The sequence below is a fragment of the Pontimicrobium sp. IMCC45349 genome, from assembly GCF_047219225.1.
Taxonomy (GTDB): Bacteria; Bacteroidota; Bacteroidia; order Flavobacteriales; family Flavobacteriaceae; genus IMCC45349.
Genome location: NZ_CP178208.1, coordinates 1612699 through 1636584 on the forward strand (window position 1 = coordinate 1612699; position 23886 = coordinate 1636584).

19 protein-coding genes are annotated in these 23886 nt (G+C 31.5%); 6 read left to right on the plus strand and 13 right to left on the minus strand.

Annotation, left to right across the window (positions count from 1 at the left end):
• Window positions 1–341: 341 nt before the first annotated feature.
• Both ACLII3_RS07560 and ACLII3_RS07565 read left to right on the plus strand, forming a co-directional pair.
• Entirely contained in the window at window positions 342–1013 is a 672-nt protein-coding gene (locus tag ACLII3_RS07560) for a hypothetical protein (protein WP_412987757.1), read from the plus strand.
• Window positions 1014–1084: 71 nt separating this feature from the next.
• Entirely contained in the window at window positions 1085–1588 is a 504-nt protein-coding gene (locus tag ACLII3_RS07565) for an RDD family protein (RefSeq protein ID WP_412987758.1), read from the plus strand.
• Between the two features lie 3 nt (window positions 1589–1591).
• On the opposite strand, the gene ACLII3_RS07570 is transcribed toward ACLII3_RS07565, so the two are convergent.
• Together ACLII3_RS07570 and ACLII3_RS07575 are read right to left on the minus strand one after the other, a co-directional pair.
• On the minus strand, window positions 1592–2437 hold the full coding sequence (locus tag ACLII3_RS07570; RefSeq protein WP_412987760.1) for an SMP-30/gluconolactonase/LRE family protein: 846 nt from the start codon (window positions 2435–2437) through the stop codon (window positions 1592–1594).
• Between the two features lie 11 nt (window positions 2438–2448).
• A complete protein-coding gene (locus ACLII3_RS07575; RefSeq protein WP_412987761.1) occupies window positions 2449–3162 on the minus strand; it encodes a DUF6503 family protein in 714 nt (237 codons plus the stop codon).
• Window positions 3163–3274: 112 nt separating this feature from the next.
• Between ACLII3_RS07575 and ACLII3_RS07580 the strand changes: the two genes are divergently transcribed.
• Window positions 3275–5026 (plus strand): Na/Pi cotransporter family protein, encoded by a 1752-nt coding sequence (locus ACLII3_RS07580; RefSeq protein WP_412987762.1) that lies wholly within the window; start codon window positions 3275–3277, stop codon window positions 5024–5026.
• Window positions 5027–5078: 52 nt separating this feature from the next.
• On the opposite strand, the gene ACLII3_RS07585 is transcribed toward ACLII3_RS07580, so the two are convergent.
• Together ACLII3_RS07585 and ACLII3_RS07590 are read right to left on the minus strand one after the other, a co-directional pair.
• Entirely contained in the window at window positions 5079–7367 is a 2289-nt protein-coding gene (locus ACLII3_RS07585; protein WP_412987764.1) for an inorganic phosphate transporter, read from the minus strand.
• A 71-nt stretch (window positions 7368–7438) separates the two neighbouring features.
• Window positions 7439–8623 carry a porin gene (locus ACLII3_RS07590; RefSeq protein WP_412987765.1) on the minus strand — a complete coding sequence of 395 codons (1185 nt, stop codon included), beginning with the start codon at window positions 8621–8623 and terminating at the stop codon, window positions 7439–7441.
• 444 nt (window positions 8624–9067) lie between these two features.
• On the opposite strand from ACLII3_RS07590, the gene ACLII3_RS07595 reads away from it, so the two are divergent.
• Window positions 9068–9427 (plus strand): toxin-antitoxin system YwqK family antitoxin, encoded by a 360-nt coding sequence (locus ACLII3_RS07595; RefSeq protein WP_412987767.1) that lies wholly within the window; start codon window positions 9068–9070, stop codon window positions 9425–9427.
• A gap of 87 nt (window positions 9428–9514) precedes the next feature.
• On the opposite strand, the gene ACLII3_RS07600 is transcribed toward ACLII3_RS07595, so the two are convergent.
• Together ACLII3_RS07600 and ACLII3_RS07605 are read right to left on the minus strand one after the other, a co-directional pair.
• A complete protein-coding gene (locus tag ACLII3_RS07600) occupies window positions 9515–12376 on the minus strand; it encodes a TonB-dependent receptor domain-containing protein (RefSeq protein WP_412987769.1) in 2862 nt (953 codons plus the stop codon).
• A gap of 82 nt (window positions 12377–12458) precedes the next feature.
• On the minus strand, window positions 12459–13742 hold the full coding sequence (locus tag ACLII3_RS07605) for a hypothetical protein (protein WP_412987770.1): 1284 nt from the start codon (window positions 13740–13742) through the stop codon (window positions 12459–12461).
• Between the two features lie 190 nt (window positions 13743–13932).
• Here ACLII3_RS07605 and ACLII3_RS07610 point away from each other — a divergent pair, with 190 nt between their 5' ends.
• Window positions 13933–15276, plus strand: a complete 1344-nt coding sequence (locus ACLII3_RS07610) for a deoxyguanosinetriphosphate triphosphohydrolase (protein ID WP_412987772.1) — start codon at window positions 13933–13935, stop codon at window positions 15274–15276.
• A gap of 4 nt (window positions 15277–15280) precedes the next feature.
• Here ACLII3_RS07610 and dxs read toward each other — a convergent pair whose 3' ends face one another.
• Both dxs and ACLII3_RS07620 read right to left on the minus strand, forming a co-directional pair.
• Complete coding sequence (dxs, locus tag ACLII3_RS07615; RefSeq protein ID WP_412987774.1) at window positions 15281–17032, minus strand: 1-deoxy-D-xylulose-5-phosphate synthase; 1752 nt, start codon at window positions 17030–17032, stop codon at window positions 15281–15283.
• Between the two features lie 22 nt (window positions 17033–17054).
• Window positions 17055–18083, minus strand: coding sequence for an energy transducer TonB (locus tag ACLII3_RS07620; protein WP_412987776.1), 1029 nt, complete (start codon window positions 18081–18083; stop codon window positions 17055–17057).
• Between the two features lie 78 nt (window positions 18084–18161).
• On the opposite strand from ACLII3_RS07620, the gene ACLII3_RS07625 reads away from it, so the two are divergent.
• Window positions 18162–18611 carry a nucleoside deaminase gene (locus tag ACLII3_RS07625; RefSeq protein WP_412987778.1) on the plus strand — a complete coding sequence of 150 codons (450 nt, stop codon included), beginning with the start codon at window positions 18162–18164 and terminating at the stop codon, window positions 18609–18611.
• Here ACLII3_RS07625 and ACLII3_RS07630 read toward each other — a convergent pair.
• From ACLII3_RS07630 to aspS, 5 genes are all read right to left on the minus strand, one after another.
• Entirely contained in the window at window positions 18608–18841 is a 234-nt protein-coding gene (locus tag ACLII3_RS07630; protein WP_412987780.1) for a hypothetical protein, read from the minus strand. The two genes, ACLII3_RS07625 and ACLII3_RS07630, sit on opposite strands and share 4 nt — an antisense overlap.
• 11 nt (window positions 18842–18852) lie before the next feature.
• Window positions 18853–20631 carry a chloride channel protein gene (locus ACLII3_RS07635; protein ID WP_412987782.1) on the minus strand — a complete coding sequence of 593 codons (1779 nt, stop codon included), beginning with the start codon at window positions 20629–20631 and terminating at the stop codon, window positions 18853–18855.
• 38 nt (window positions 20632–20669) lie between these two features.
• On the minus strand, window positions 20670–21476 hold the full coding sequence (locus ACLII3_RS07640; RefSeq protein ID WP_412987784.1) for a tetratricopeptide repeat protein: 807 nt from the start codon (window positions 21474–21476) through the stop codon (window positions 20670–20672).
• Complete coding sequence (locus tag ACLII3_RS07645; RefSeq protein ID WP_412987786.1) at window positions 21448–21912, minus strand: hypothetical protein; 465 nt, start codon at window positions 21910–21912, stop codon at window positions 21448–21450. Before ACLII3_RS07645 ends, ACLII3_RS07640 begins: the two co-directional genes overlap by 29 nt.
• Window positions 21913–22093: 181 nt before the next feature.
• The gene (gene aspS, locus ACLII3_RS07650; RefSeq protein ID WP_412987788.1) at window positions 22094–23845 is read right to left on the minus strand and encodes an aspartate--tRNA ligase; all 1752 of its coding nucleotides are present in this window, start codon (window positions 23843–23845) and stop codon (window positions 22094–22096) included.
• Window positions 23846–23886: the final 41 nt, after the last annotated feature.

Consider the following 23886-nt stretch of genomic DNA (forward strand, 5'->3'; position numbering starts at 1 on the left):
AAGAGATGGTTTTTATGAGTATAGTTGAATAATTAAAATGTAATTAGAGATAAATAAAAACATAAAAAAAAGGCACATTTGTGGAAATATGCCTCTTGATAATTCTTTTCGCCTTTAAAATTTGCTTTCTGACCGCCAATTTTTTTGAAAGGAATAATAGCAGAAACTGAGACTTCTCATCTCCTGTTTCATTTTTCAAATAAACGAAATTAGAGTCTTTCTGCCAAGTAAAATATTTCCATTTGAGAGCCTTGGGCACCAAACAGCACAGTATGATTGGTGTTGGTGAATAAGGTTTATTTATTAACAGGTGTTAGTAACACCTAAATACAAATAAAAAGATGGAATATAAAATTTCTATTAATCAGTTAGCGGATTTTTCAAATGCAACTGAGTCAAAAAAAAAGAGAATTTTAAAGCAACAAAAAAAGCCTAACCCTTTTTTAATACCTTGGTACCAGTTAGCCAAATCTAGAATCAAAAAAGTAATAGTTACAAATGGTGATTTAAAACCTATAGAGTTAGGAATTGAAGAATTAAAATCAAGAATTCCTAAAAATCAAAGACAATCTATAGATAAACAAGTTTCAATTGAGGCTTTAAGGTTATTTAAAGAGGTTAGATTGCCTCAAATGTTAAAGGATTTCTCTTACGAAATAGTTAAGAAAGGGAAAATTAAATCTATATATATGAATGGAGTAGAAGTTATTATTTCTCCAGATGTTATTTATAGAGTCGAAATTAATGGGAGAAAATTTTTGGGAGGAGTTAAACTTCATGTTGCAAAGGGTAATATCTTTGACAATAAACAATTAAGGTATATATCAACTTTAATTTATAAGTATTTAAATGAAGTTATTGCACAGAAAGATGAAGAAGTGTTAAAAGATCTTTGTTTATCTTTAGATGTTTTTGGACAAAGAGTTATTTCTGCACCAAATAATATTCAGAAATCCTTACATGATATTAATAGATATTGTGATGAAATAAAGACACTGTGGAGTGTTGCTTAGTTATAAACCATCTCTTTCGAGATGGTTTTTTTATTTAAGAAGAAAAAGTATATTTATAAAAAAAATCTTACATGCAACAAACTACATTTACTGTAACTCCAGATTTATACTCAAGCAAAGGAAAACGTTTCGCCAATTACATTGTAGATTATGTTATACAAATGGTATTAGGAATGGTATTAGGGATTTTAATAGCATTTCATGCAGAATGGTCAGAAAGCTATTATTTATATGACATGGTTATTGAAGATGAAAGCAGACTATCTGATTACATTTTTGGTATTGTATTGCTTTTAATTTATTATACAACTATTGAGTTTTTCACAAAAGGGAGGTCTGTTGGAAAGTATTTAACTAAAACAAAAGTTGTATTAATTGATGGTTCAGAGCTTACATTTTCTGATGTTTTTGTTAGGACTTTATGTAGAATTATTCCTTTTGAAGCTTTTTCTTTTTTAGGTCAAGAAGGAAAAGGATGGCACGATTCTATTTCTAAAACATATGTTGTAGATATTGAAAAGTTTGAAGAAAAGAAGCAGTCTTTTTCGGAGATAGAACAAATAGGACTTGAATAGTAACTATTTTAAAATCACTTGCTCAATACAACCTCTATCAGCAACAGTTATATAGCAAGTTTTATAATCATTGCTAAACGTAATATTGGTTGGGTTTTTACCTTTAAGTTTAATTTCTTTAACTAGTTTTCCTTTTGAAGATAAAACAGCAACAGTACCTTTTCCATAACGACATATATAAAGATTACCATTGTTAGAAAAACGCATGCCATCTAACCCAAAATCATCAAAAGTATAAAACAGTTGTTTGTTGGTTATGGAGCCATTTTCCATGATATCATATACCCAAATTTTCCTTTGTATAGATTCGTTTACATATAGCTTTTGGCCATCTTTACTTACTTCAATACCATTGGTAGTTCCCATATTACTTTCTAATAATTCAAATCCCTTTTCTTTGGTTATTTTCCATAAATTCCCTGTACTATCTTTCCAGTTTGGGTCGCTAGCATATAATGTTTTGTTAGGTGCAATGGCTAGATCGTTTGGTTGATTAGCTGTACTGTCTGTAGCAAATACAGAAATATGTTTGGTATTTAAATTTATTTCAAGAATGTTATGGTTGGTATAATCTGCTACAAACATTTGGTTGTGGTTTCCAAACCTAATTCCGTTACCAATACTACCATTTGGTAACTCAACAAAAATTTCAGCAGTTCCATTAGGAGTTACTTTTCCAATAGTGCCTTGTTTATTAAAATTAACAGCGTAAATATTTCCATCTTTATCTGTTGCAGGACCTTCAATACCATCAGTAAAGGTGTTTTCTTTTGTGAAATCTGTACTTCTTAGTTCCGAATTACAAGAAGCAATAAGTAAAAACAGAAACAGATATTTTAATATATTCATAAAGTGATTTTCTAGTTTAAAATATCTGTACCTAAATATTTGTCATCTTTATTATAATACCAAGCTCTATTTTTAGGCATTTTAATGTCGTTTACAATAGTTTCTTCAGTAAGTAATATGTATTCACCCGAATCGTCTTTTTGTTTCCCAGAATCATCTGTTTTAAAAAACTGATAAATTTCCATAGCATAAGTTTCAGGGTCAAAATAAAAATACCAAATGTCGCTTCCTACATTAGCATCGTAAGTAGCTTTTATCACTAAATATTCTTTCCCTTTGAATGTTTTTGTTTCTACTGTTTCATGAATATTGGTTCCAGGGTCTTTTAGTTTCATTGGTAAGCCAAACAAATAGGTATAGTAGTTTTTATACATATTGGCACGTTCGCAATCTAATCTATGCGTTTTAATTTCTTCTTCAGTTAATTCTGTTTTGCCATTTAATGAAACCTTGCAATCATTATTATTGACTTCAAACACAGTTGTTATTGTGTCTCTAGTAGCTTTAGCAAAAAAGTAAGATTGTGGTAAATTTATTTTAATATTAGTGATACGATTGGACTGGTTTGGTGTTTCCATAGTAACATTAAACGCACCATTAAACGCACTCCAATTGTTATTTGGGTCATGATAGCTTATAGCTTTGTCTAAAAGTTCATTTCCTTTTAAAGGTTTATTGCAAGAAACAAGAAAGGTTAAGATTAAAAGTAAGCTAAAAGGTTTCATAGTGTTTTAGTTAATTGGTTATTATGACAAATGTCATTACTAATCTATGCAATTTAATCTAAATTTATAATCACTTATATTTATAGACGACAAAAACTTTAGCAATTTAAGTATGCAGTATGGATTTACAGATGTGCTCCAATTACTTGGAGCACTTGGTGTTTTTCTGTTTGGTATGAAAGTGATGAGTGATGCACTTTTAAAGCTTGCAGGAAATAAAATGAGGTCGATTTTGGCTTCCATGACTTCAAATAGATTTTTAGGAGTCATTACAGGGTTTTTAATTACATCTGTTATTCAATCGTCCTCTGCAACTACATTAATGGTGGTAAGTTTCTCTAATGCAGGATTACTAACGCTTACAGAATCTATAAGCGTGATAATGGGAGCTAATATTGGAACTACAATTACTGCTTGGTTAATAACCATATTAGGTTTTAAAGTAAGTATGAGTGCGATAGCATTGCCATTAGTAGGTTTAGGTTTTGGACTCACCTTTGCTAAAAAAGACAAAACCAAAGAGATTGGTACGTTTATTATTGGATTTGCTTTAATATTTATAGGCTTACAGTTTTTAAAAGAGGCAATGCCAGATATTAAAAACAACCCTGAGATATTATCATTCTTAGCTAAATATACAGACTTAGGTTACTTATCTATTTTATTGTTCTTGCTTATTGGTACTGTTTTAACAGTAGTTATTCAATCTTCTAGCGCCACCATGGCATTAACATTAATAATGTGTGCTCAAGGATGGATTCCTTTTGAAATGGCTGCAGCTATGGTATTAGGGGAAAATGTAGGAACCACAATTACAGCAAATTTAGCAGCTTTAGTAGCTAATTATAAAGCGAAACAAACAGCCAGAGCTCATTTAATATTTAATTTAATTGGAGTGCTTTGGATGTTAATTCTGTTTTATCCTTTTTTAAATTTTATTAGTTGGTTGTCTGTAAGGTTTGGGTCAGAATCTCCTTATATTACTGCAGCTGCTATTCCTGTAGCGATATCGTTATTTCATACAGTTTTTAATATTTGCAATACCTTTTTATTAATTTGGTTTGTAAATCCAATTGCTAGAGTAGTAGAACGCCTTATTCCAGAAAAACTATTGCCATCTAAAGCAGTAGAAGAACCAAAATTCTTAACCACAGAAACTTTAAAATATCCAGAAACAGCTATTATTTCTGTTATTAAAGAGTCTAAGTATTTGTATAAAAATACAATCTTTGAGATAGTAGCACATGCACTAAATATTCATAGAGAAGACATAAAGTCTGACATGAAATTAAAGCAAGTTATTAGGAACTCTCAAGAAGATTTAAAAACAGATGTTGATGAACTTTACTACACTAAGGTTAAGGTTATTTATGGCCATATAATTAGATATGCTACAACAGCTCAAAATAAATTTGAGTTAAGCAAAGAGCAAACCGAAATGTTAGGTGAAATAAAAATTGCAAACCGAAAAATGGTCGAAATTATTAAAGATGTAAAAGAGCTTAATAAAAATGTAATTTTTGCTTTAAATAGTGATAATGAACATATAAAAAGAGAATATGATGGCTTTAGAAAAAAAGTAGCTAAGGTGTTAAGGGTTATTTACCTATTTAGAAAAGACACAAATGGGGAAAGTAAAAAATATGAAGAGAAGCTTAAAGTGTTAAAACAAGAAGCAAAAGCGAGTATTCGCTCAAGTAATAAATCTATAGATAAGTTGATACGTAAAGACTTAATTACGGTAGAAATGGCATCGTCATTATTTAACGATTATACCAACGTTAATGATATGATTAAAAAACTTATTGAGGTAGCCGAATTATTATATGGTAAGACCGATCCTTTACTAGAGGAGGATAATTAAAAATAAAAAAGCACTTCGTTAGAAGTGCTTTTTTATTAAGAGTAAATTAAACTTACTCAGTCGATTCTTCTTTTTCAATAGTAGCTGGTTCAATAGAACTATCATGAGAGGTATGATACTCTTCTAATAAATTCATTGTAGCATTTAATAAATCTTTAGTTTCTAAAAGTAAACTAAAATATAATGTTGTGTTCTTTGGACTAGATTCTTCTGTTCTAGTACGCTTCACTTGTTTTTCAATTTTTTCTTTAACTAAATCGTATACTTCTTTTTTGCGATTTAAGATAGAACCTATTTGCTCAAAAGAACGTGCTTCAAAAGCTCCTTTAGTTTCTTCAAATAAAGATTCAATCTTATCGTCAACTTCTTTTAGCTCTTTTATTTGGCTAAACTTAAGTTTTTGGTGATTATTGTTAATGTGCTTATGACTTGCTTTAGAAATGTACTCTAAAGATTGTGTCATGTCTTGTAAGTACCCTAAAATATTAATGTAGAAAGTACTTGCTCTAACACTAGTTTCATCTAAGTTTTTAATGAAATAGAAAATATTATCTCTTAAACTATCAACTTCAGTCGATAATTTATCAATTTGTTTGCTATTCTTTTTAAGTAGCGTTAAATCTTGCTTACCTAAACCTTTTACAGCATTTGTGTAAATTCTATTTCCACGCTTAATAACATTAGCAATGTTATCAGCACTTTCTTGAATTACACCTTGTACAGATCTACTTCCAGTTTCTTTTAAGCTATCCTCATCTGCAGCATTTTTAGCTTTGTTTTTGTGAGCCGTATAGTTTCTGTATAATAAGAATACTGTAACTAATAATAAGATAGGTGTCATTACACTTGGATTCCACTTAATAAGGAATACTACAACTCCAGATGCAATAAACGCACCAAGTGCAGTACCAAACCATCCACCAATTACATTTAATACACCAGCAACTCTATAAACAGCACTTTCTCTTCCCCAAGCTCTATCGGCAAAAGATGTACCCATTGCTACCATAAATGTTACATAAGTAGTAGAAAGCGGTAATTTCATTGATGTTGCAATAGCAATTAATACACCAGCAACCATTAAGTTTACAGAAGCTCTAATCATATCAAAAGCAGGCGCATCAATACTTTGATCTTTTGTAGTCATTGCAACTGTTTCAGGTTTAATAAAACTTCTACCAATTCTTTCTTGCGTTGGTTTTGGTATAATAAAACTAACAGCTTCAGATAACCAAGAAACACCTTTTACAACACCTCTTGATAATGCATTTGGCTCAAATTTTTCGTGTGTATCACCTTGGCGAGATAAACTTAATTCTGTTTCGGCAACTGTTTTAGCTTTTTTAGAGAACCATAATGTTAATACCATAATACCACCAGCAACAAATAATAATACTGGTTCAGCTGGTACTTTTTTGTCTAAAACTTCCATTGAGAACATAGCTGGATCAATACCAGAAGCTACCCAAGCATCATAAGAGTGATATGCTGCCATTGGTACACCAATAAAGTTCACTAAGTCATTTCCTGAGAATGCTAAAGCTAATCCAAAAGTACCTACAGCAATAACAACAAGTAAGATTGTTTTTTTAGTGATTGCTTGGTATGCATATGATACTGTTAACCATAAAGCAAAACTACATAGTATGATATAGATTTCGTTACCTTCAACTAAACCTTTTAAATCTTTATAATAAGGAGTTCCTTTTAATCCTTTTAAGAAAATAAAGTATGTAATAGCTGTTAAACAAACAGCACCAAATACAGCGCCAAAGTTTTTAATCTTGTTTTCATATTGAAATGTAAAAACTAAACGTGAAAACCATTGCACTATAGCACCAATTGTAAAAGCAATAAATACAGACATTACAATACCGCTAATAATTGTAATAGCTTTTTCGGTGTTAATATAACTACCTAAATCTGCAATTGTTTGTGAGTCTGAAGCACCAATTTTAATTAGCGACATAACTACAGCAGCACCTAATAAGTTAAATACAATAGATACTGTTGTTGAAGTAGGTAAGCCTAATGTGTTAAAGAAATCAAGTAATAATATATCAGTAATCATTACTGCCATAAAAATGTACATGATATCTTCAAAGTTAAACATTGCAGGAACAAAAATTCCTTTTCTTGCTACTTCCATCATTCCGCTAGAAAATACAGCACCAATAAATATACCTAAACTGGCGACTATCATTATAGTTCTTAAAGAAATTGCTTTAGAACCAATAGCAGAATTTAAAAAGTTAATAGCGTCATTACTTACACCAACTATTATATCAGCAACAGCTAGAACAGTAATGGCGATTAACATAAATAAATAAATATTATCCATAATTTTTATTAAAAATTAGTTTGCAAATATCCGAAGGGATTTTTACAATAATGTTACCTAAACGTTATTTTTTAAAAGTGAATATCAAATTGGAGTCTGTACATCCATTGGCTATTATCAACATCTAAATAGCTAATGTCTGATTGTACTTTCAATTTGTGACCAACAATAAATTTTGAAACACCTAATGTGTATTGTGTTTCTTTATCTTTTCCAGTAATATTTTTGTCTAACTCTATGTTAGTATATCTTCCAGAAACTTCCCAGTTGTTTTTAAATAAGTATCCAGATTGAAGGTTTAATCCTTTTCCAACCTGTACAACATCTCCTGTTAAAGTACCATCTGAGTTTTTTGCAAATGGATCATCTGCGTCTCTATCAGCATATTCAGCCATTAAAGAAAAGCCTTTGTACTTAAACATAGCATCTACAAATAATGTAGTGATATTTGTTTCGTAAAAACCAGTATCTGTTTCCATGTAAGAACCTTGGTTACTTCTATTTTTTACTGCATTATTATTAAAGTCGTAACTTACTCCTAAAGCTAATTTTGGTTTAGCTTCACGTTTTAAGTCTGATGCAGAATAGTCACCTTTTCCAGCAAATTTACCAAAAGGTAATAATTCTATTCTTCCAGTATATTGGTGTCCTCCTAGGTTTCCAGTAGTAATATTACGACCTTCACCTTGTGCCATAGAAAATATTTCTCTTACAATAAAGTTATCAGATAATTTGAAGTGGTGTCTTAATTGCACACCTATATCACGATCAATATTAAAGCGACTGTTTAATAACGAACGATCTACTTGCTGCATATTTCCTGAAGAAATTACACGTTCTCTGTTACCAGGTAATTTAGTCTGTCCAAACCAAAGTTCGAAATTTTCGTAGAAATTCCATTTAATAAGAGCATCAAGAATATATCTTGGAGCGTTGCTAGTAAATTGTGATGCGCCAGAAATATCTCTGTTAGATAAGCCTAACTCAATTTTATATTTCAATTTTGGAGAAAAAGCAAAACCATCAAATTTTAATCTAGCTCTTCGTACTAAAAAGTTTGATTCTGTTTCCCTTTCTTCTTGCCAAGTAGAAGTTGCTAAGAATTGCATTCTAGTTCCAATTTTCATTGTCCAAGTACTATCTTGTCCAACTAAATTGAAAAGTCCTTTTCCAAATTTTGGAGATTCAACTTCCTGAGAGTTTACAGAAAGTGCAGTAAATAAAATTACAGCTAAAAATGAAAGCTTTAGTTTCATAAGTCAGTATTAGTTTTTGTCTGGTGCAAATGTCCAACTCTAATGTTAACTTAATGTTACCAAAGTTTTAACTTATAGATATAAAAAAACTGCCTTGGCCTAAGGCAGTTTCTAGAATTCATATTATAGTCGACAAAAACTAATAGATTATATGAAATACTAATAAGTGATTGCTTATATAAGCTAAATACAAATATTAAAAAGATACATAACGAAAATGTAATGTAAGTATTAAGTTAATATTAAGGTTTTTGGTAAGAAAAGCCCCTAAAAAGCAAAAAAAGCAATGTTCCAATGTTAAGTTTTCATTATATTTTACATTATAAGTGCTTGATAATCAGTTAAATATAAGTTCAATGTTAAGCGAACGTTAAGCCAATGTTTTTTTAATGTAAATTTTAATTAATTTTGAGTATGAAGTATTAACAAAAAAATATAAAGATTATGAAGAAGTGTTTATTAGTATTAGTTGTTTTATTTCTTTCTGCTCCAGTATTTGCGCAAGAGAATAATATAAAAATAGAGAAAAAAGGTGATTTAACTCATGCAACCTATTATTATGATGATGGTTCTATTCAACAAGAAGGAACATTTAATGCAGAAGGTAAATTACATGGAACCTGGACAAGTTACGATTTACAAGGAAATAAGCTATCTGTCGGGAATTATATTAATGGAGTAAAAACAGGTAAATGGTTATTTTGGACTGCCAATTCACTAAAAGAAGTTGATTTTGTTGACTCTAGAATAGCTAGCGTAAGCGAATGGAATAATAAAGTTAAACTAGCTGTAAGAAACAGATAGTAATTAATAGCCTATTTAGATAAAGAAAAAGCTCCCATATTTTGGGAGCTTTTTCTGTTTTAAACAAAGTATTTGTCTAAAAAACTATTAGAATTTATAAGTGTAACCTAACGAAAACTCTGTTCCAGGACTTCTTAATTTGAATATTTGGTCTTGAGCTTTGTATGATTCGTAAACACTTTCTCTTTCAGACCCAAGAATGTTAGAAACTTTAAAGTCTATTGAAGAGTTTTTATTTTCTCCAAAGGTTTTATTAAGAGTAAAGTTAACGCTGTGGAAAGGCTTAGTATAAACATCTGGAATAATACCTGTACCAACAACCTCTAATGTTTTTCCTTGTACATTGTAAAATAATCCAGTTCTTAATCCTAAATCATCGTTAGTATAATCCAATCCAACATTTACTAATAATGGCGATTGTCCTTGAAGCTCACGTGTGTCATCAACTTTTTCACCCTCACGAGCAGCTAAAACTCTACTTTCGTATTCATCATCAGACATGTCAAGAGAAGAGTTCATAACAGATACGTTAACATTTAATTGAAGATTGTCTAAGCTCTCTGCAATAAAACCAAATTTTTGTCTTATCTCAACTTCTGCTCCATAAACTGTAGCACTACCTAGGTTAGCAACAGTATATTGTCTTGGTGCTCTTTTGAAGAAAACCGTTTCAATTGGATCTGTAAAGTCTTTGTAAAAACCACTTAAAGCAATCATTTGACCATTTTCTCTAAACCACTCATATCTTAAGTCAAAGTTGTTTACATAAGTAGGTGCTATTGGGTCGTATTCTCCATTATCTAAACCTCCAATAAATAATCTTCCAGTAATTGGATCTGCAATTTGAGCTGTAGATGCTTCTTTAAATGATGGTCTAGCAGTTGTACGATAATAAGATGATCTTAAATTCATATCATCGTTTAAAGCGTAAATTAAGTTAGCAGAAGGGAAGAAGTCTAATTCATCAATAGTACTCTCTCTTTCTACATAAGTATCATCTTTAATTCCAGAATAGTACAAGTTAAATTGCTCTAAGCGTAATCCTAATACAGCTTTAAGTTTTTCTGAAACATTAAACTCGTTAGATATATAAGCAGAAGCAATATTAGCTTCACCTTCATAAGAGTTAGCAGGATCAAAAATACTGTTTGAGTCAAGGTATGTACCTTCATCAGTTTCTGGAGTCCAAATGTTTTCGATTGCTAAAATGTTATTTGCATCACCATTTTCAATGATTTTTGCAGCATCAGTAGCAGCAAAAATGTAAGTATCAGTATTAAAATCTCTAAATTTAAAAGTGTAACCACCTCCAAACTTTACTTTAGCTTGTCTTCCAAATAATTGATATTTTTTGTCAAAATCAAACTTAGTTACCCAGTTTTCTTCCGATAAATTTCTCCAAATTCTAGTTGGGCTACCAACAGAACTTGGATCAATAGTATAAACATCACCAACAACATCACTCTCCTGAATTCTTAAAGGTGTAATTCTATGATCCTTATCTAAAACTTGCGAAAAAGAAGGTGAGAAAGCCCATTTTAGTTTTAAATCAGAATCTTCACCTAATTGATGGTCTCCATTAAGTGCAAAACTAGTGATTGAACGTTGTGTATATGTTAAGGCATCTTTTGTTGCTCTAATAGCACCAGAACCTCCACCTCCTTCAAAAATTTCATCGTCATAATCACCAGCAGACGATTCTCCATTTTGAATATGTAAAAATGTAGCTTTATACTTTGATAAGTTTGTTTTAAAAGTAACACCAACTAAAGCATTAAGTAGTGTTTCTTTAATACCTTCATTTCCTTGTGTCTTTCTATCGCCTAATAATTGGTTTTCAAAAGGGTCGTTTTCATCTTTTGTATATGAACCATCAATTCTATCTTCGAAAAACGTTGTTTTGTTTTTATAAGAAAAAGATGCTTGGTAGCCTAATTTATTATCACCAACTTCGTACTGGTTTCCAGCAGTAAACCCAAAATCAAAATTTAAACCACTATCTTCTTGATCTGCTCTTAATTGTTTTTCAAAACGGTTTGTTAAGCTTGTAAGAAGTAATCTATTATCTGAAGTCGTAGGGATTGGTTGGTATCTATGAATTGGTCTATCTCTTAAACCATTATCATAACCTAAAAAATCTGTATCACTACCTTCGTAAGTTAAAAACTTATCGTTTAAATGCATGCTTGGGTTATAATCTGCACCAAATGAAATAGAGTATTCAGGTTTTGTTGGGAAATCCTTAGTAACTACATCAACAATTCCTCCTGTAAAATCAGCTGGATATTCAGCTGAAGCCGACTTTAGTACTATAACATTATCTATAATGTTAGTAGGGAAAATATCCATTGGAATTGTGTTTCTGTCAGGATCTAATCCAGGAATGTCTAATCCGTTTAAAATAGACTTTGTATAACGATCTCCTAAACCACGAACATATACATACTTTCCTCCTTGTACAGAAACTCCAGGAACACTTTTTACAGCACTTGCAATATTACCTGCTCCAGTTTTTTTAATGCTTTGTGCAGATAAACCATCTAAAAGTGTTACCGATTTTTTTTGGATGTTAAGCAGAGCGCTTTCGGTATTTCGTTTAGTGGTTGTTGTTACAACAACTGTTTCTAGAGAGTTTGTTTTTAAAGTAATATCTATAATAGTTTCTTTATTTGCAGTTATAACAACATCGCTAATTTCTTGCGTGTTATAACCAACGTAAGAGAATATTAAGGTATAAGTCCCAGGTTCAAGTTCTAAAACATATTTCCCATCAAAATCCGAAGTAGCACCAATTGTAGTTCCTTTTACCAAAACATTAGCAAAAGCCATTGGCTCTACAAATTCTCCATCCATAATAGTACCTGCAACTGTTCCTGTTTGAGAATAACCAAAAGAAACTGTTAATAGGAATAAGAAAAATAGCTTAGAAAGTTTACTTATATTTTTCATTTTTTGTTTTTAGTATAAACAACCACCCGAAAAAATCGAGCAGTTGTTTTTTTATTGATATACTATTTATTGTGTAGATTTCTTAAAATCCTAAACCAGCAATTTGGTTAGAATAAGTCCAGCTTAAGCTAGATGTTGTAGCTCCAACAGTTTGAGAACCTTGAGTTACACCTGTTGCAAATGATGCAGCATCAGCTTCAAAAGTTGAGATGTCTGATTCACCATCACCATTCTTTTCTTGAAAAACAGTTGAGATTGTAGCACCTTCAGGTAAAACAACTTCCCAAGCACTAAATGTTAAGTTTCCATCTATGTATTCTTGAGCAACACCATTGTTATCTAATTCAACATCAGAATCCACTTTAAAACCGTAAGCATATACATTGTTAACACTTCCAGTAGCAGCTTTTCTAAAGTCAGCATACTCACCTTTAGGTGTATCTAAGTTTCCTATTAATGTTACGTCTTCTAAAATGAAAGCACCATCTGCAGAACCTTCAGGACCATCAATTTCTAAAGCGTGATCAGAAGCAGCTCCTAAAGCAACTACAGCATTAGAAATAGTTCCAGAGTAAGCTTGGTCGATATCTAAACCATCATCACCTTGAGCATATACTAATAAGTTTGAAGCATTAACAGTACCTCCAAAAAACTCGATACCATCATCAACGTTAGCAACAACTTCTACATTGTCAATTACTGTTCCGTTACCAACACCACCAAGTGTTAATCCGTTAATTTCATTTCCTTCACCAATTAAAGCACCACCATGACGAATAGATACATATTGAATAGTTCCAGAGTTATCAGCAGCATCAGTACCTCCATAAAGACCAAATGTATCATCAGCAGGAATTCCTTCAATTTGTAATTCTGTTACATCTCCAGAGAAAGAACAAGGTGCATTACCTAATATTAATAAACCTCCCCAAAGACCTCTGTCGTTTGCATCTAAGTTTGTACCAGCTGTTTGTCCGCAAGTAATATTATCACTAGTAGAAGTGAAGATAATTGGTTGAGAAGCTGTACCTACAGCGTTAATTTTTCCTCCTCTAGCAACAATTAATGCAGAAGATAAAGAACCTGTTCCTGGAGAACCTTTAATAATTGTTCCAGGGTTAATAGTAAGTGTTACACCAGCATCAACAACTACTTTTTGATTTAATTGATAAATGTTGTCGCTAGTCCATGTAGTGTCAGAATTAATAATTCCAGTTACAGCAACAACTGGACATTCTTCAGTTCCACCTCCAGGGTTTTGGATAATAGTTGTTTCTTCAATAATTATTGGAGTATCATCATCTTGAATACATCCTGTAAACATTAAAGATGTTACTAATAATAATGGTAAAACTAATTTTTTCATTGTGTTAATTTTTATAAATAATTGTTCTAATAGTTTGTTGGGACAAAGCAATTCAATTTTTAAGCTTTAGAGGTTAAAACAGATTTATAAAACTATTACGAAAGTGTTATCTAAAATTTTATTTTCCGTGATTTAAGAAACATTAAATTAACATTGAAAAATGTATCTTGCGATTGCTTAACTATATATTATGAATTGGGAACAATTACTATCTCTTAAACGATTTGGCGACACAAATAAACGATTGCGATCAGAGCAAGATGAAACACGATCAGGTTTTGAAGTTGATTACGATCGTATTATTTTTTCTTCTGAGTTTAGAAGCTTACAGGATAAAACTCAGGTAATTCCATTATCACAAACAGACTTTATACATACAAGACTTACACATAGTTTGGAAGTAAGTGTGGTTGGACGTTCCCTAGGAAGGCAAGTAGGCGCTAGGCTATTAAAAAAGTATCCTCATTTAGAAGAAATACATGGTTATAAGGCTAATGATTTTGGAGCAATTGTAGCAGCTGCGGCATTAGCACATGATATAGGAAATCCACCATTTGGACATTCAGGAGAAAAAGCTATTGGACAATATTTTAAACACGGAAAAGGCGAAATTTTTAAAATAGAACTTACTAATAAAGAGTATCAGGATTTATGTGATTTTGAAGGTAATGCCAACGGTTTTAAAATACTTACCCAAAGTAGAGAAGGTAGAGTAGGAGGTTTACGATTGAGTTATGCTACACTTGGTGCTTTTACAAAATATCCCAAAGAGTCTTTACCAAAAAAACCAACAAAGCATATTGCCGACAAGAAATACGGCTTTTTTCAAAGTGATAAATCTGCCTTTATTGATTTAGCTAATGATTTAGGGTTAAATAAAACTCGAACAGGTGACGATATTAGTTATGCACGTCATCCATTAGCTTTTTTAGTTGAAGCAGCCGATGATATTTGTTATACTATTATTGATTTTGAAGACGGCATCAATTTAGGTTTAATTCAAGAAGAGTTTGCTTTAGAGTATTTAATAAACTTGGTAAGAGATAAAATTATTACCAAAAACTATAATGCTTTAAAAACAACCGAAGATAGAATAAGCTATTTAAGAGCTTTAGCAATTGGGACTTTAATTGAAGAAGCAGTATCTATTTTTATGGCTAATGAAGAAGCTATTTTAAATGGCGATTTTGATATACCATTATTAGATAAAAGTAAATACGAAGCGCAAATAAACGATATTATTAAGCTAAGTGTTGAAAATATTTACCAATCTAAAGAGGTAGTTGAAAAAGAAATTTCGGGTTACGAAATCATCAATAAATTACTGGATACTTATATAGTTGCTGTAAATAATAACTATTCTGGAAAGGCTTCCAATTACGATAAGCTTATTTTAAGAACTTTACCTGCTCATATTAAAGAGGAAGACACTAGTTTATACCAACGTTTAATGTACGTATGTTCTTATGTAGCATCATTATCAGATAGTAATGCAGTACTTACGTTTAAAAAACTAAGAGGATTAGAGATTTAAAGTATTACTCTTTATTAATTTTAAGAACAAGACTCTCAACATCCAGACCAATTTGTTTTTGTAATTGGTCTATGGTTCCATGTTCAATAAAAGTATCTGGTATACCAAGTATGTCTATATTGTTTTTATAGTTGTGTTTTGCTGAAAACTCAGTAATAGCACTTCCAAAACCACCTTTTACTGTGCCATCTTCAACAGTAATAATATGGTTGTATGAGTTAAAAATGGTATGAAGTAAATCTTCGTCTAAAGGTTTTAAAAAGCGTAAATCAAAATGAGTAACTGTAGTATTATCAATTGCTTTAGTTATATTTTTTGAAATGCTTCCTAAGCTTAAAATAGCAATATCCTTCCCTGATTTTAATTGTACACCTTTGCCTATTTCTATAGTTTCAAAAGGTTGCTTCCAATCAATAGTAACACCTCGACCTCTAGGATAACGTATGGCTATTGGAGCCTCTATGCCTAATTGAGCAGTGTACATGATGTTTCGTAATTCAATTTCATTACGAGGTGCAAAAATGATAAGGTTAGGAATACATCTTAAATATGCTAAATCAAAAACACCATGATGTGTAGCACCATCTTCTCCAACCAATCCTGCTCTGTCTAAGCAAAAAATAACTGGTAAATTTTGCAATGCAACATCATGAATTACTTGGTCATAAGCGCGTTGCAAAAAGGTGGAATACACATTACAAAACGGAATTAAACCTTGCGTAGCCATTCCAGCAGCTAAGGTTACAGCATGTTGTTCGGCAATACCAACATCAAAAGCACGATCAGGGAAAGCATCCATCATGAATTTTAAGGAACTACCTGTTGGCATTGCAGGAGTAATACCAACAATATTCTTGTTGTTTTTAGCTAATTCAACAATAGTGTGTCCAAATACATCTTGATATTTAGGTGGCTGACTCAAGTTAGATTTAATTATCAAATCACCAGTTTTAGCATCAAACTTACCAGGAGCATGATACTTTACTTGGTTTTCTTCGGCTTGTTTTAAGCCTTTTCCTTTGGTAGTAATTACGTGTAAAAACTTAGGGCCTTTAATGGTTTTTAGACGCTCTAATTCTTTAATAATTACGACTATGTCATGACCATCTATTGGTCCAGAATAATTGAAATTTAGAGCTTCAAATATATTGTCTTGTTTTTGTGTGCCTTTTTTTACATTGGTTAAATACTGCTTTAAAGCTCCAACACTTGGGTCAATGCCAATAGCATTATCATTAAGAATAACTAATAAGTTAGCATTAGTTACACCTGCATGATTTAAACCTTCAAAAGCCATTCCACTAGCAATAGATGCATCACCAATAACGGCAATATGATGTTTATCTTCGTCTTTGAGTTGAGATGCAATTGCCATTCCTAAAGCTGCAGAAATAGAAGTAGAGGAATGTCCAACTCCAAAAGTATCGTAAATACTTTCAGACCTTTTAGGGAATCCACTAATGCCTCCTAATTGCCTGTTAGTGTTAAAAACATTTTTTCTATCAGTTAGTATTTTATGACCATAGGCTTGATGCCCAACGTCCCAAATTAATTGATCTATTGGTGTATTAAATACATAGTGCAATGCAATAGTTAATTCAGTAACACCCAAACTTGCTCCTAAATGCCCTTCTTTAGTTGCAATAACGTTTATAATAAAATCACGTAGCTCTTTTGCTAATTGAGGTAATTGCTCAATAGTAAGGTTGCGTAATTCTTTTGGAGAATTGATATGTTCTAACAAGTTGTTTTGCACAAAGCAAAAGTACAAGATTTAATTAATCTTCTACCTTAAAAATTATAGGTAAAGTATAAGTTATAGGCACAACTCTATTTCTTTGTTTTCCAGGTATAAGTTGCGATATTAACTGTATAACTCTTTTTGCTTCTTCTTCAAGTTTAATATGTGGTGCTCTTGTTTGTATATCTTTAATAAAGCCTTCTTTGTCAATGGTAAATTTCGCAAACACTTTTTGCTTTCCTATTAAACCAATCTCTTTAACAAGTTCTATATTAAGGTTTGTAGTTACAATATTATTTACATGCTTTTGAAAATAGTCTCTCTTTTCTTTTGTAGAAAGATTTTTAGGTGTGTCTTTAAATTCTGGAGGTGAATCTGCAAGTGCAAAAGGCAATGGTAAGTATTCATCGTCTATTTCAGTTATTACATCTCCAACAATTTCAATATCTAATTCACCATCCACAGTTATTGGTATAGAATCATATTTTTGAGCAGTAGGCTTAATTTCTACGTCACCTTGTAATTCAATAATTGTATCTTTTGTAGTCTCTTTTTTAGGTTCATCAACAACTATAATACCTACTGGTTGAGGTATTGGAGGCACTATGTTTTCTTTTGTTGTTTTAGAGGTGCATTCAGTTTTTGGAGTAGAGTCGCAAACTTCTTCTATGTTTTCTAAAGTAACAACTTTGTTAGAAATGCTATCTATAATCTCAACGCTATCAATTTTTTGTGTATTCCCTTGTTTATTGGTGCAACTCATTAATGACGTTCCCATAGCAATTAACAATGCTAATAAAAAGAGTTTATGAAAGCTTTTTGATGCTAACTCTTGCATTGGAACATGTAAATTGATGCTGTCTAATTGCGTTTTTTTAAAATGTCCACAAATACGAGATCCTTTATTTTCATTAATAAAATCCTGAATTTCATAAGTATTCATTTTTGTAAAGTCTATGACTGTTTTAGCACAGGAATTACAAAATCTTCCTTTTTCTTTAGGTGTCATTTTATTCCAGTCTTCATGACAAGGTTCTGGAACTGAGATCGAATAAAATGTTTTCATGATGTAATAGCTTTGTAAGTTTTTATCAAACTTCTTGCCGAAATGCTATTTTATATTCTGAAATTGTATTTTTGGAATATGGAAAACCCATTTGACGACACTTATTTTATGAAAAAAGCACTCCAAGAAGCTGAAGCTGCTTTTGATAAAGGAGAGATTCCTGTTGGTGCAGTTATTGTAATTGATAATAGAATTATTGCAAGAGCACACAATTTAACCGAAATGTTAAATGATGTGACTGCGCATGCCGAAATGCAAGCAATTACTGCTGCGGCAAATTTTTTAGGTGGAAAGTATTTACATAATTGTACGCTGTATGTAACTTTAGAGCCTTGTCAAATGTGTGCTGGTGCTTTGTACTGGAGTCAAATAACAAATATTGTATATGGTGCTACAGATGAGCAAAGAGGTTGTGGTGCAATGGGAACAAAATTACATCCAAAAACAAAAGTGAAAGGTGGTGTTTTAGCTGAAGAGGCTTCAGCATTAATGAAGCGTTTTTTTATTGAAAAACGTAATTTGAATTAGTCTTTACTATCATTAAACTCTCGCATTTTATCTAGATTTTCTTTAGTAAGCATATAGTCTTTTACATCTTTACCCTTCCATCTATAATAAGAAAAAAGAGGAAATACTAAAAGAAACAATCCTGCTACTCCAAAGCCTATTAGTTTTTGAGAGTATTCTAAATCAAAGAAATATCCAGAAAGAATACTTCCAAGGCTTGCTATAAATAATATCCAGATAATATATTTCATCAGACAATAAATTAGGTGCTAAAATTAATCAATTCTCGCCTATAAGCCGTTAATAATTTAGATTTTGATATAAACCCAAAGTACTTACCATTTTTAATTACTGGTAAGTTCCAAGCACCAGAGCTTTGAAACTTGTTCATAACAGTTTTCATAGAATCATTGTTATAATCAATAAAGTCAGGAGGATGACTCATAAAGGTTTCAACCGAAGTAGTTCCATATAATGTTTGATCAAACATTACAGATCTAATATCATCTAAAATTATTATTCCCACTAAGTGTGCTTCATCATCAATAACTGGGAAAAGGTTTCTATTCGATTTTGAAACACCTTCTTTAAGCATATCACCAAGCGACATGTTTGGTTTTAGCGCAATAAAGTTTTTTTCAATCACTTTATCTAAAGACATTATTGTTAAAATGTTTTGATCTTTATTGTGAGTCAATAAGGCTCCTTTTTCTGCTAATTCTTTAGTGTAAATAGTATGTTCTACAGTGTTTTTAGTTATTAAAAATGATGTTGAAACAGTTATCATTAATGGTAAAAACAGCTCGTAACCTCCAGTAATTTCTGCAATTAAAAAGATAGCAGTAAGTGGTGCATGTAAAACACCAGCAATCAATCCAGCCATTCCTATTAAAGTGAAATTAGCTTCGGAAACATGAAAATTAAAACCTAGATTATTTATAACCTTTGCTACAGCATTTCCTAAAGCACTTCCCATAACCATAGTTGGAATAATAATTCCGCCATTTCCACCAGCAGAAATAGTAATAGTCATGGCAACTGTTTTAAAAATGGTAATACCAATAAGCAACCCAATGATTACCCAAATATTATCAATATAAGCTTCAAAAGGTGTATTCCCTAAAGCAGAAATATGATTCCCAGACATCAAATCGTTAATAAAACCGAAACCTTCACCATATAAAGGCGGAATAAAATATAGAAGAATACCAATTGAAATTCCTCCAACAATTAACTTTTTTCGTTGGGTTTTAAAACGATTAAAGAAAGCACTAACCGAAAAGTAAATTTTATTAAAATATATTGAAGCAATACCTGTTCCAATACCTAAAACTAAATAGAAAAGAGTGTCCTTAATTGTAAATTTATCAGTAGCTGTAAAATTAAATATGGTATCATCTCCTAAGAAAAAATAGGAGGTAAGTACCGAACTTACTGAAGCTACTAAAAGAGGTAATAGTGAAGCAAATGTTAAATCAAGGCTAAAAATTTCAATTGCAAAAATAATGGCAGCAATTGGCGATTTAAAAATAGATGCAATAGCTCCAGCAGCAGCACAACCAATAAGAAGTGTTCTTGTTTTTCTATCTACATGAAATACTCCAGCAATATTAGAGCTTAAAGCAGAAGCAGAAGCTATGGCAGGACTAAGCAGTCCAACCGAACCACCAAATCCTACAGTTAAAGGTGCAGTAATTAGAGGGTAAACAATTTTATATCGTTTAAGGAGACCACTCTTTTTTGATAATGAAAATAGAATGGAAGGAATAGCTAATTCAACAGGTTTTTTAGAAACATGTTTTACAAATAAGTACACTAAAAAAAGGCCTATAACAGGTAAAATAAAGTAGATATAATCTTTAGAAAAGATGATACTTTTTTCAAGTAACCATTGAATTGAATAGGTAATATTTTTTATGGTTACAGATACTAATCCTGAGAGTAATCCAATAAGAATACTAAGTACAAGCACAAAGTTTTTCTTGGAAATATGTTTGTATTTCCAGATTAAAAATCGTTTTAAAAGACTTTGTTTTGCCATGGGTCAAAATTACATAAAAACCCATGAGCATTTAGTTTTTATTTTAAAGAGTTGCGCAAGCTTTCTAAATCTTCAGGGTAAATCTGCCTTAAAGTTTCAACGTAAGGTCTATTGTTGTAGTAGCCTAAATTGTAATCATTTATTGCGCTTTCAACATAATTAAGAGCTTCATCATTTTTTTGTTGCTCCTTTAAAATGAGTGCTTTATAATATTTTGCGTCTGCCGAAGTATTATTAAATAAGCGTAATAAAGTATCGAAGTTTTCAAGTGCTTTTTCAATATTTTTTGACTCATAATAGGCAATACCTCTATATAGAAATGCATTTATTTCTACCCAATCTTCACCAGATTCTTCAGTTTCTTTTTTTATGTGTTTATCAAAATAAGCAATAGAATTTTTATAATCTTTTAAGCCTAAATAAGCAATCCCTCTCCAATAGTCAACACTATGACCTTGAGGTGTGTCAATAAAATTTGGTGTTAAAGTATCGGAAGCATCAAAGTCTGCAATAGCATTTTTATAATCTCTGTAAAACCAAAGGTATAAATAACCTCTCCAAGGCTGCCATGTTTCTGGGTCATGAGCAACAGCTTTATCGTAGTATTTTTTCCATTCGTGAGGAATGCCTCTTTTTAAATACGTTACTGAAAGCTCTCTCCAGTTTTCTGCCTTGGTAGAATCTAACTCAATAGCATAAGCAAAAGCATTCATGTGGTTGGGTTCACCTTGATAAAATCTAAAACCAAACTCTGTTGCTTTTTCTACTTTTTCTTGTTTAGAATCACAACCAGCAACACTAGTAATAAGTATAATGCTAAGGCAAAATTTCAGTAATTTCTCCATTTTCAATTTTATATGATATGTACATGTAAGAGTCTCTGTTTTTTCCTCTCATATAGTTTGGTTGCCATTTTTTTAAAGAGGTAGTAATTTCAAATAGCTGTTGGGTTAAGTCAGTATTAAATGTTTTTGGTTTTAGGTCTAAGTCATTTTGATGAATAACATAAGCACCAGCTTCACCTTTACAGTTAACAATAAATCGATAGTTTAAATATCCAGAATCTGAATAGTTTCTATTTTCATATTTAGATAATACTTCTTTTCGCAATCCATTTTTACCTTTGATATAGGTTGTGGTTCTACTAACAGAATCTCCTCTTGAATAATTGTAATAATCTACCATGTATGTACTATCACATATTTTAAAACCTTCGGTAAGCTTAGCTTCTTTAAAGTCAATATATGCTACACGTTTTGTAAACTCATTTTGTGAAGGCATATATTTGTAATTCATTATATAATAACCATAGGTATAGAGACTAAACAAAACAACTGTAATTGACAATATAATTGTTAGTAGTATTTTTTTGAGTTTTCCTTTTCCCATTTTCTAAATGTAAATAAAAAAATCCCACCATTAAGGCAGGATTTTACAAACTACATGAAAAGTAGTATGAATGTTATTTTAAATTAAGTTTTAAACTTAATTCGTTTAATTGTTCGTCGTCAATTGGTGCAGGAGCATCAATCATTACATCACGTCCTGAATTGTTTTTAGGGAAAGCAATAAAATCTCTAATGGTTTCTTGTCCTCCTAAAATTGCTACCAATCTATCAAGTCCAAATGCTAATCCACCATGAGGAGGTGCACCATATTCAAAAGCATCCATTAAAAATCCAAATTGTGCTTTAGCTTCTTCTTCAGTAAAACCTAAATGCTTAAACATAATAGCCTGTGTTTCCTTATCGTGAATACGAATAGATCCACCACCAATTTCGTTTCCGTTTAATACTAAATCGTAAGCGTTTGCTTTTACTGCTCCTGGGTTAGTATCTAACATTTCTATTTGACCTGGTTTAGGAGATGTAAATGGATGGTGCATTGCGTGGTAATGTCCAGTTTCTTCGTCGAGCTCTAATAATGGGAAGTCAATTACCCAAAGTGGTGCAAATTCATCTGGTTTACGTAAACCTAAACGTTCTGCCATTTCCATACGTAAAGCACTTAATTGTGCTCTTACTTTATTAGTGTCTCCAGAAAGTACACAAATTAAATCTCCTGCTTTTGCTCCAGTAACTTCTGCCCATTTAGCTAAATCGTCTTGGTCGTAGAATTTGTCTACAGACGATTTAAAAGTACCATCTTCATTACATTTAACATACACCATTCCTAAAGCACCTACTTGAGGACGCTTTACCCAATCGATTAATTTATCAATTTCTTTACGTGTATAACTAGCAGCGCCTGGAACAGCGATTCCTACTACTAATTCAGCACTATTAAATACTTTGAAATCTTTGTGCTGCGCTACTTTGTTTAACTCTCCAAACTCCATTCCAAAACGAATGTCTGGTTTGTCATTTCCGTATAAACGCATTGCATCGTCAAATAACATTCTTGGGAATTTATCGACATCAACACCATTAATTTCTTTTAATAAGTGACGTGTCAGTCCTTCAAAAATATTTAGGATATCTTCTTGTTCAACAAAAGCCATTTCACAGTCAATTTGTGTGAATTCTGGTTGTCTGTCAGCACGTAAATCTTCATCTCTAAAACACTTTACAATCTGGAAGTATTTGTCCATGCCTCCAACCATAAGTAATTGCTTAAAAGTTTGAGGTGATTGAGGAAGTGCATAAAATTGTCCTTCATTCATACGTGAAGGAACTACGAAATCACGAGCTCCTTCAGGAGTAGATTTAATTAAATAAGGTGTTTCAACTTCAATGAAATCTTGGTTAGATAAATAATTTCTAACCTCTTGTGTTACTTTATGTCTAAATATTAAGCTGTTTTTTACAGGATTACGTCTAATATCTAAATAGCGATATTGCATACGTAATTCTTCACCACCATCAGTTTCATCTTCAATTGTAAAAGGAGGCAATTTAGCTTCATTAAGAATATTCAATTCTGAAACTAATATTTCAATATCACCAGTAGGTAAGTTTGGATTTTTTGATGCACGTTCAATAACCGTCCCTGTTACTTGAACAACAAACTCACGACCTAATGTTTTAGCCTTTTCCATAATGGCTTTTGGTGTGCGTTCTTCATCGAAAATCAACTGAGTTAAACCATATCTATCGCGAAGGTCTACCCAAATCATAAACCCTTTATCTCTAGATTTTTGAACCCAACCCGAAAGCGTTACATTTTCGTTAATGTTGCTCGCTCTTAATTCACCATTATTATGACTTCTGTACATATTTTAAATTTTGATGTGCAAATTTAAGGAAGTTAAATGGA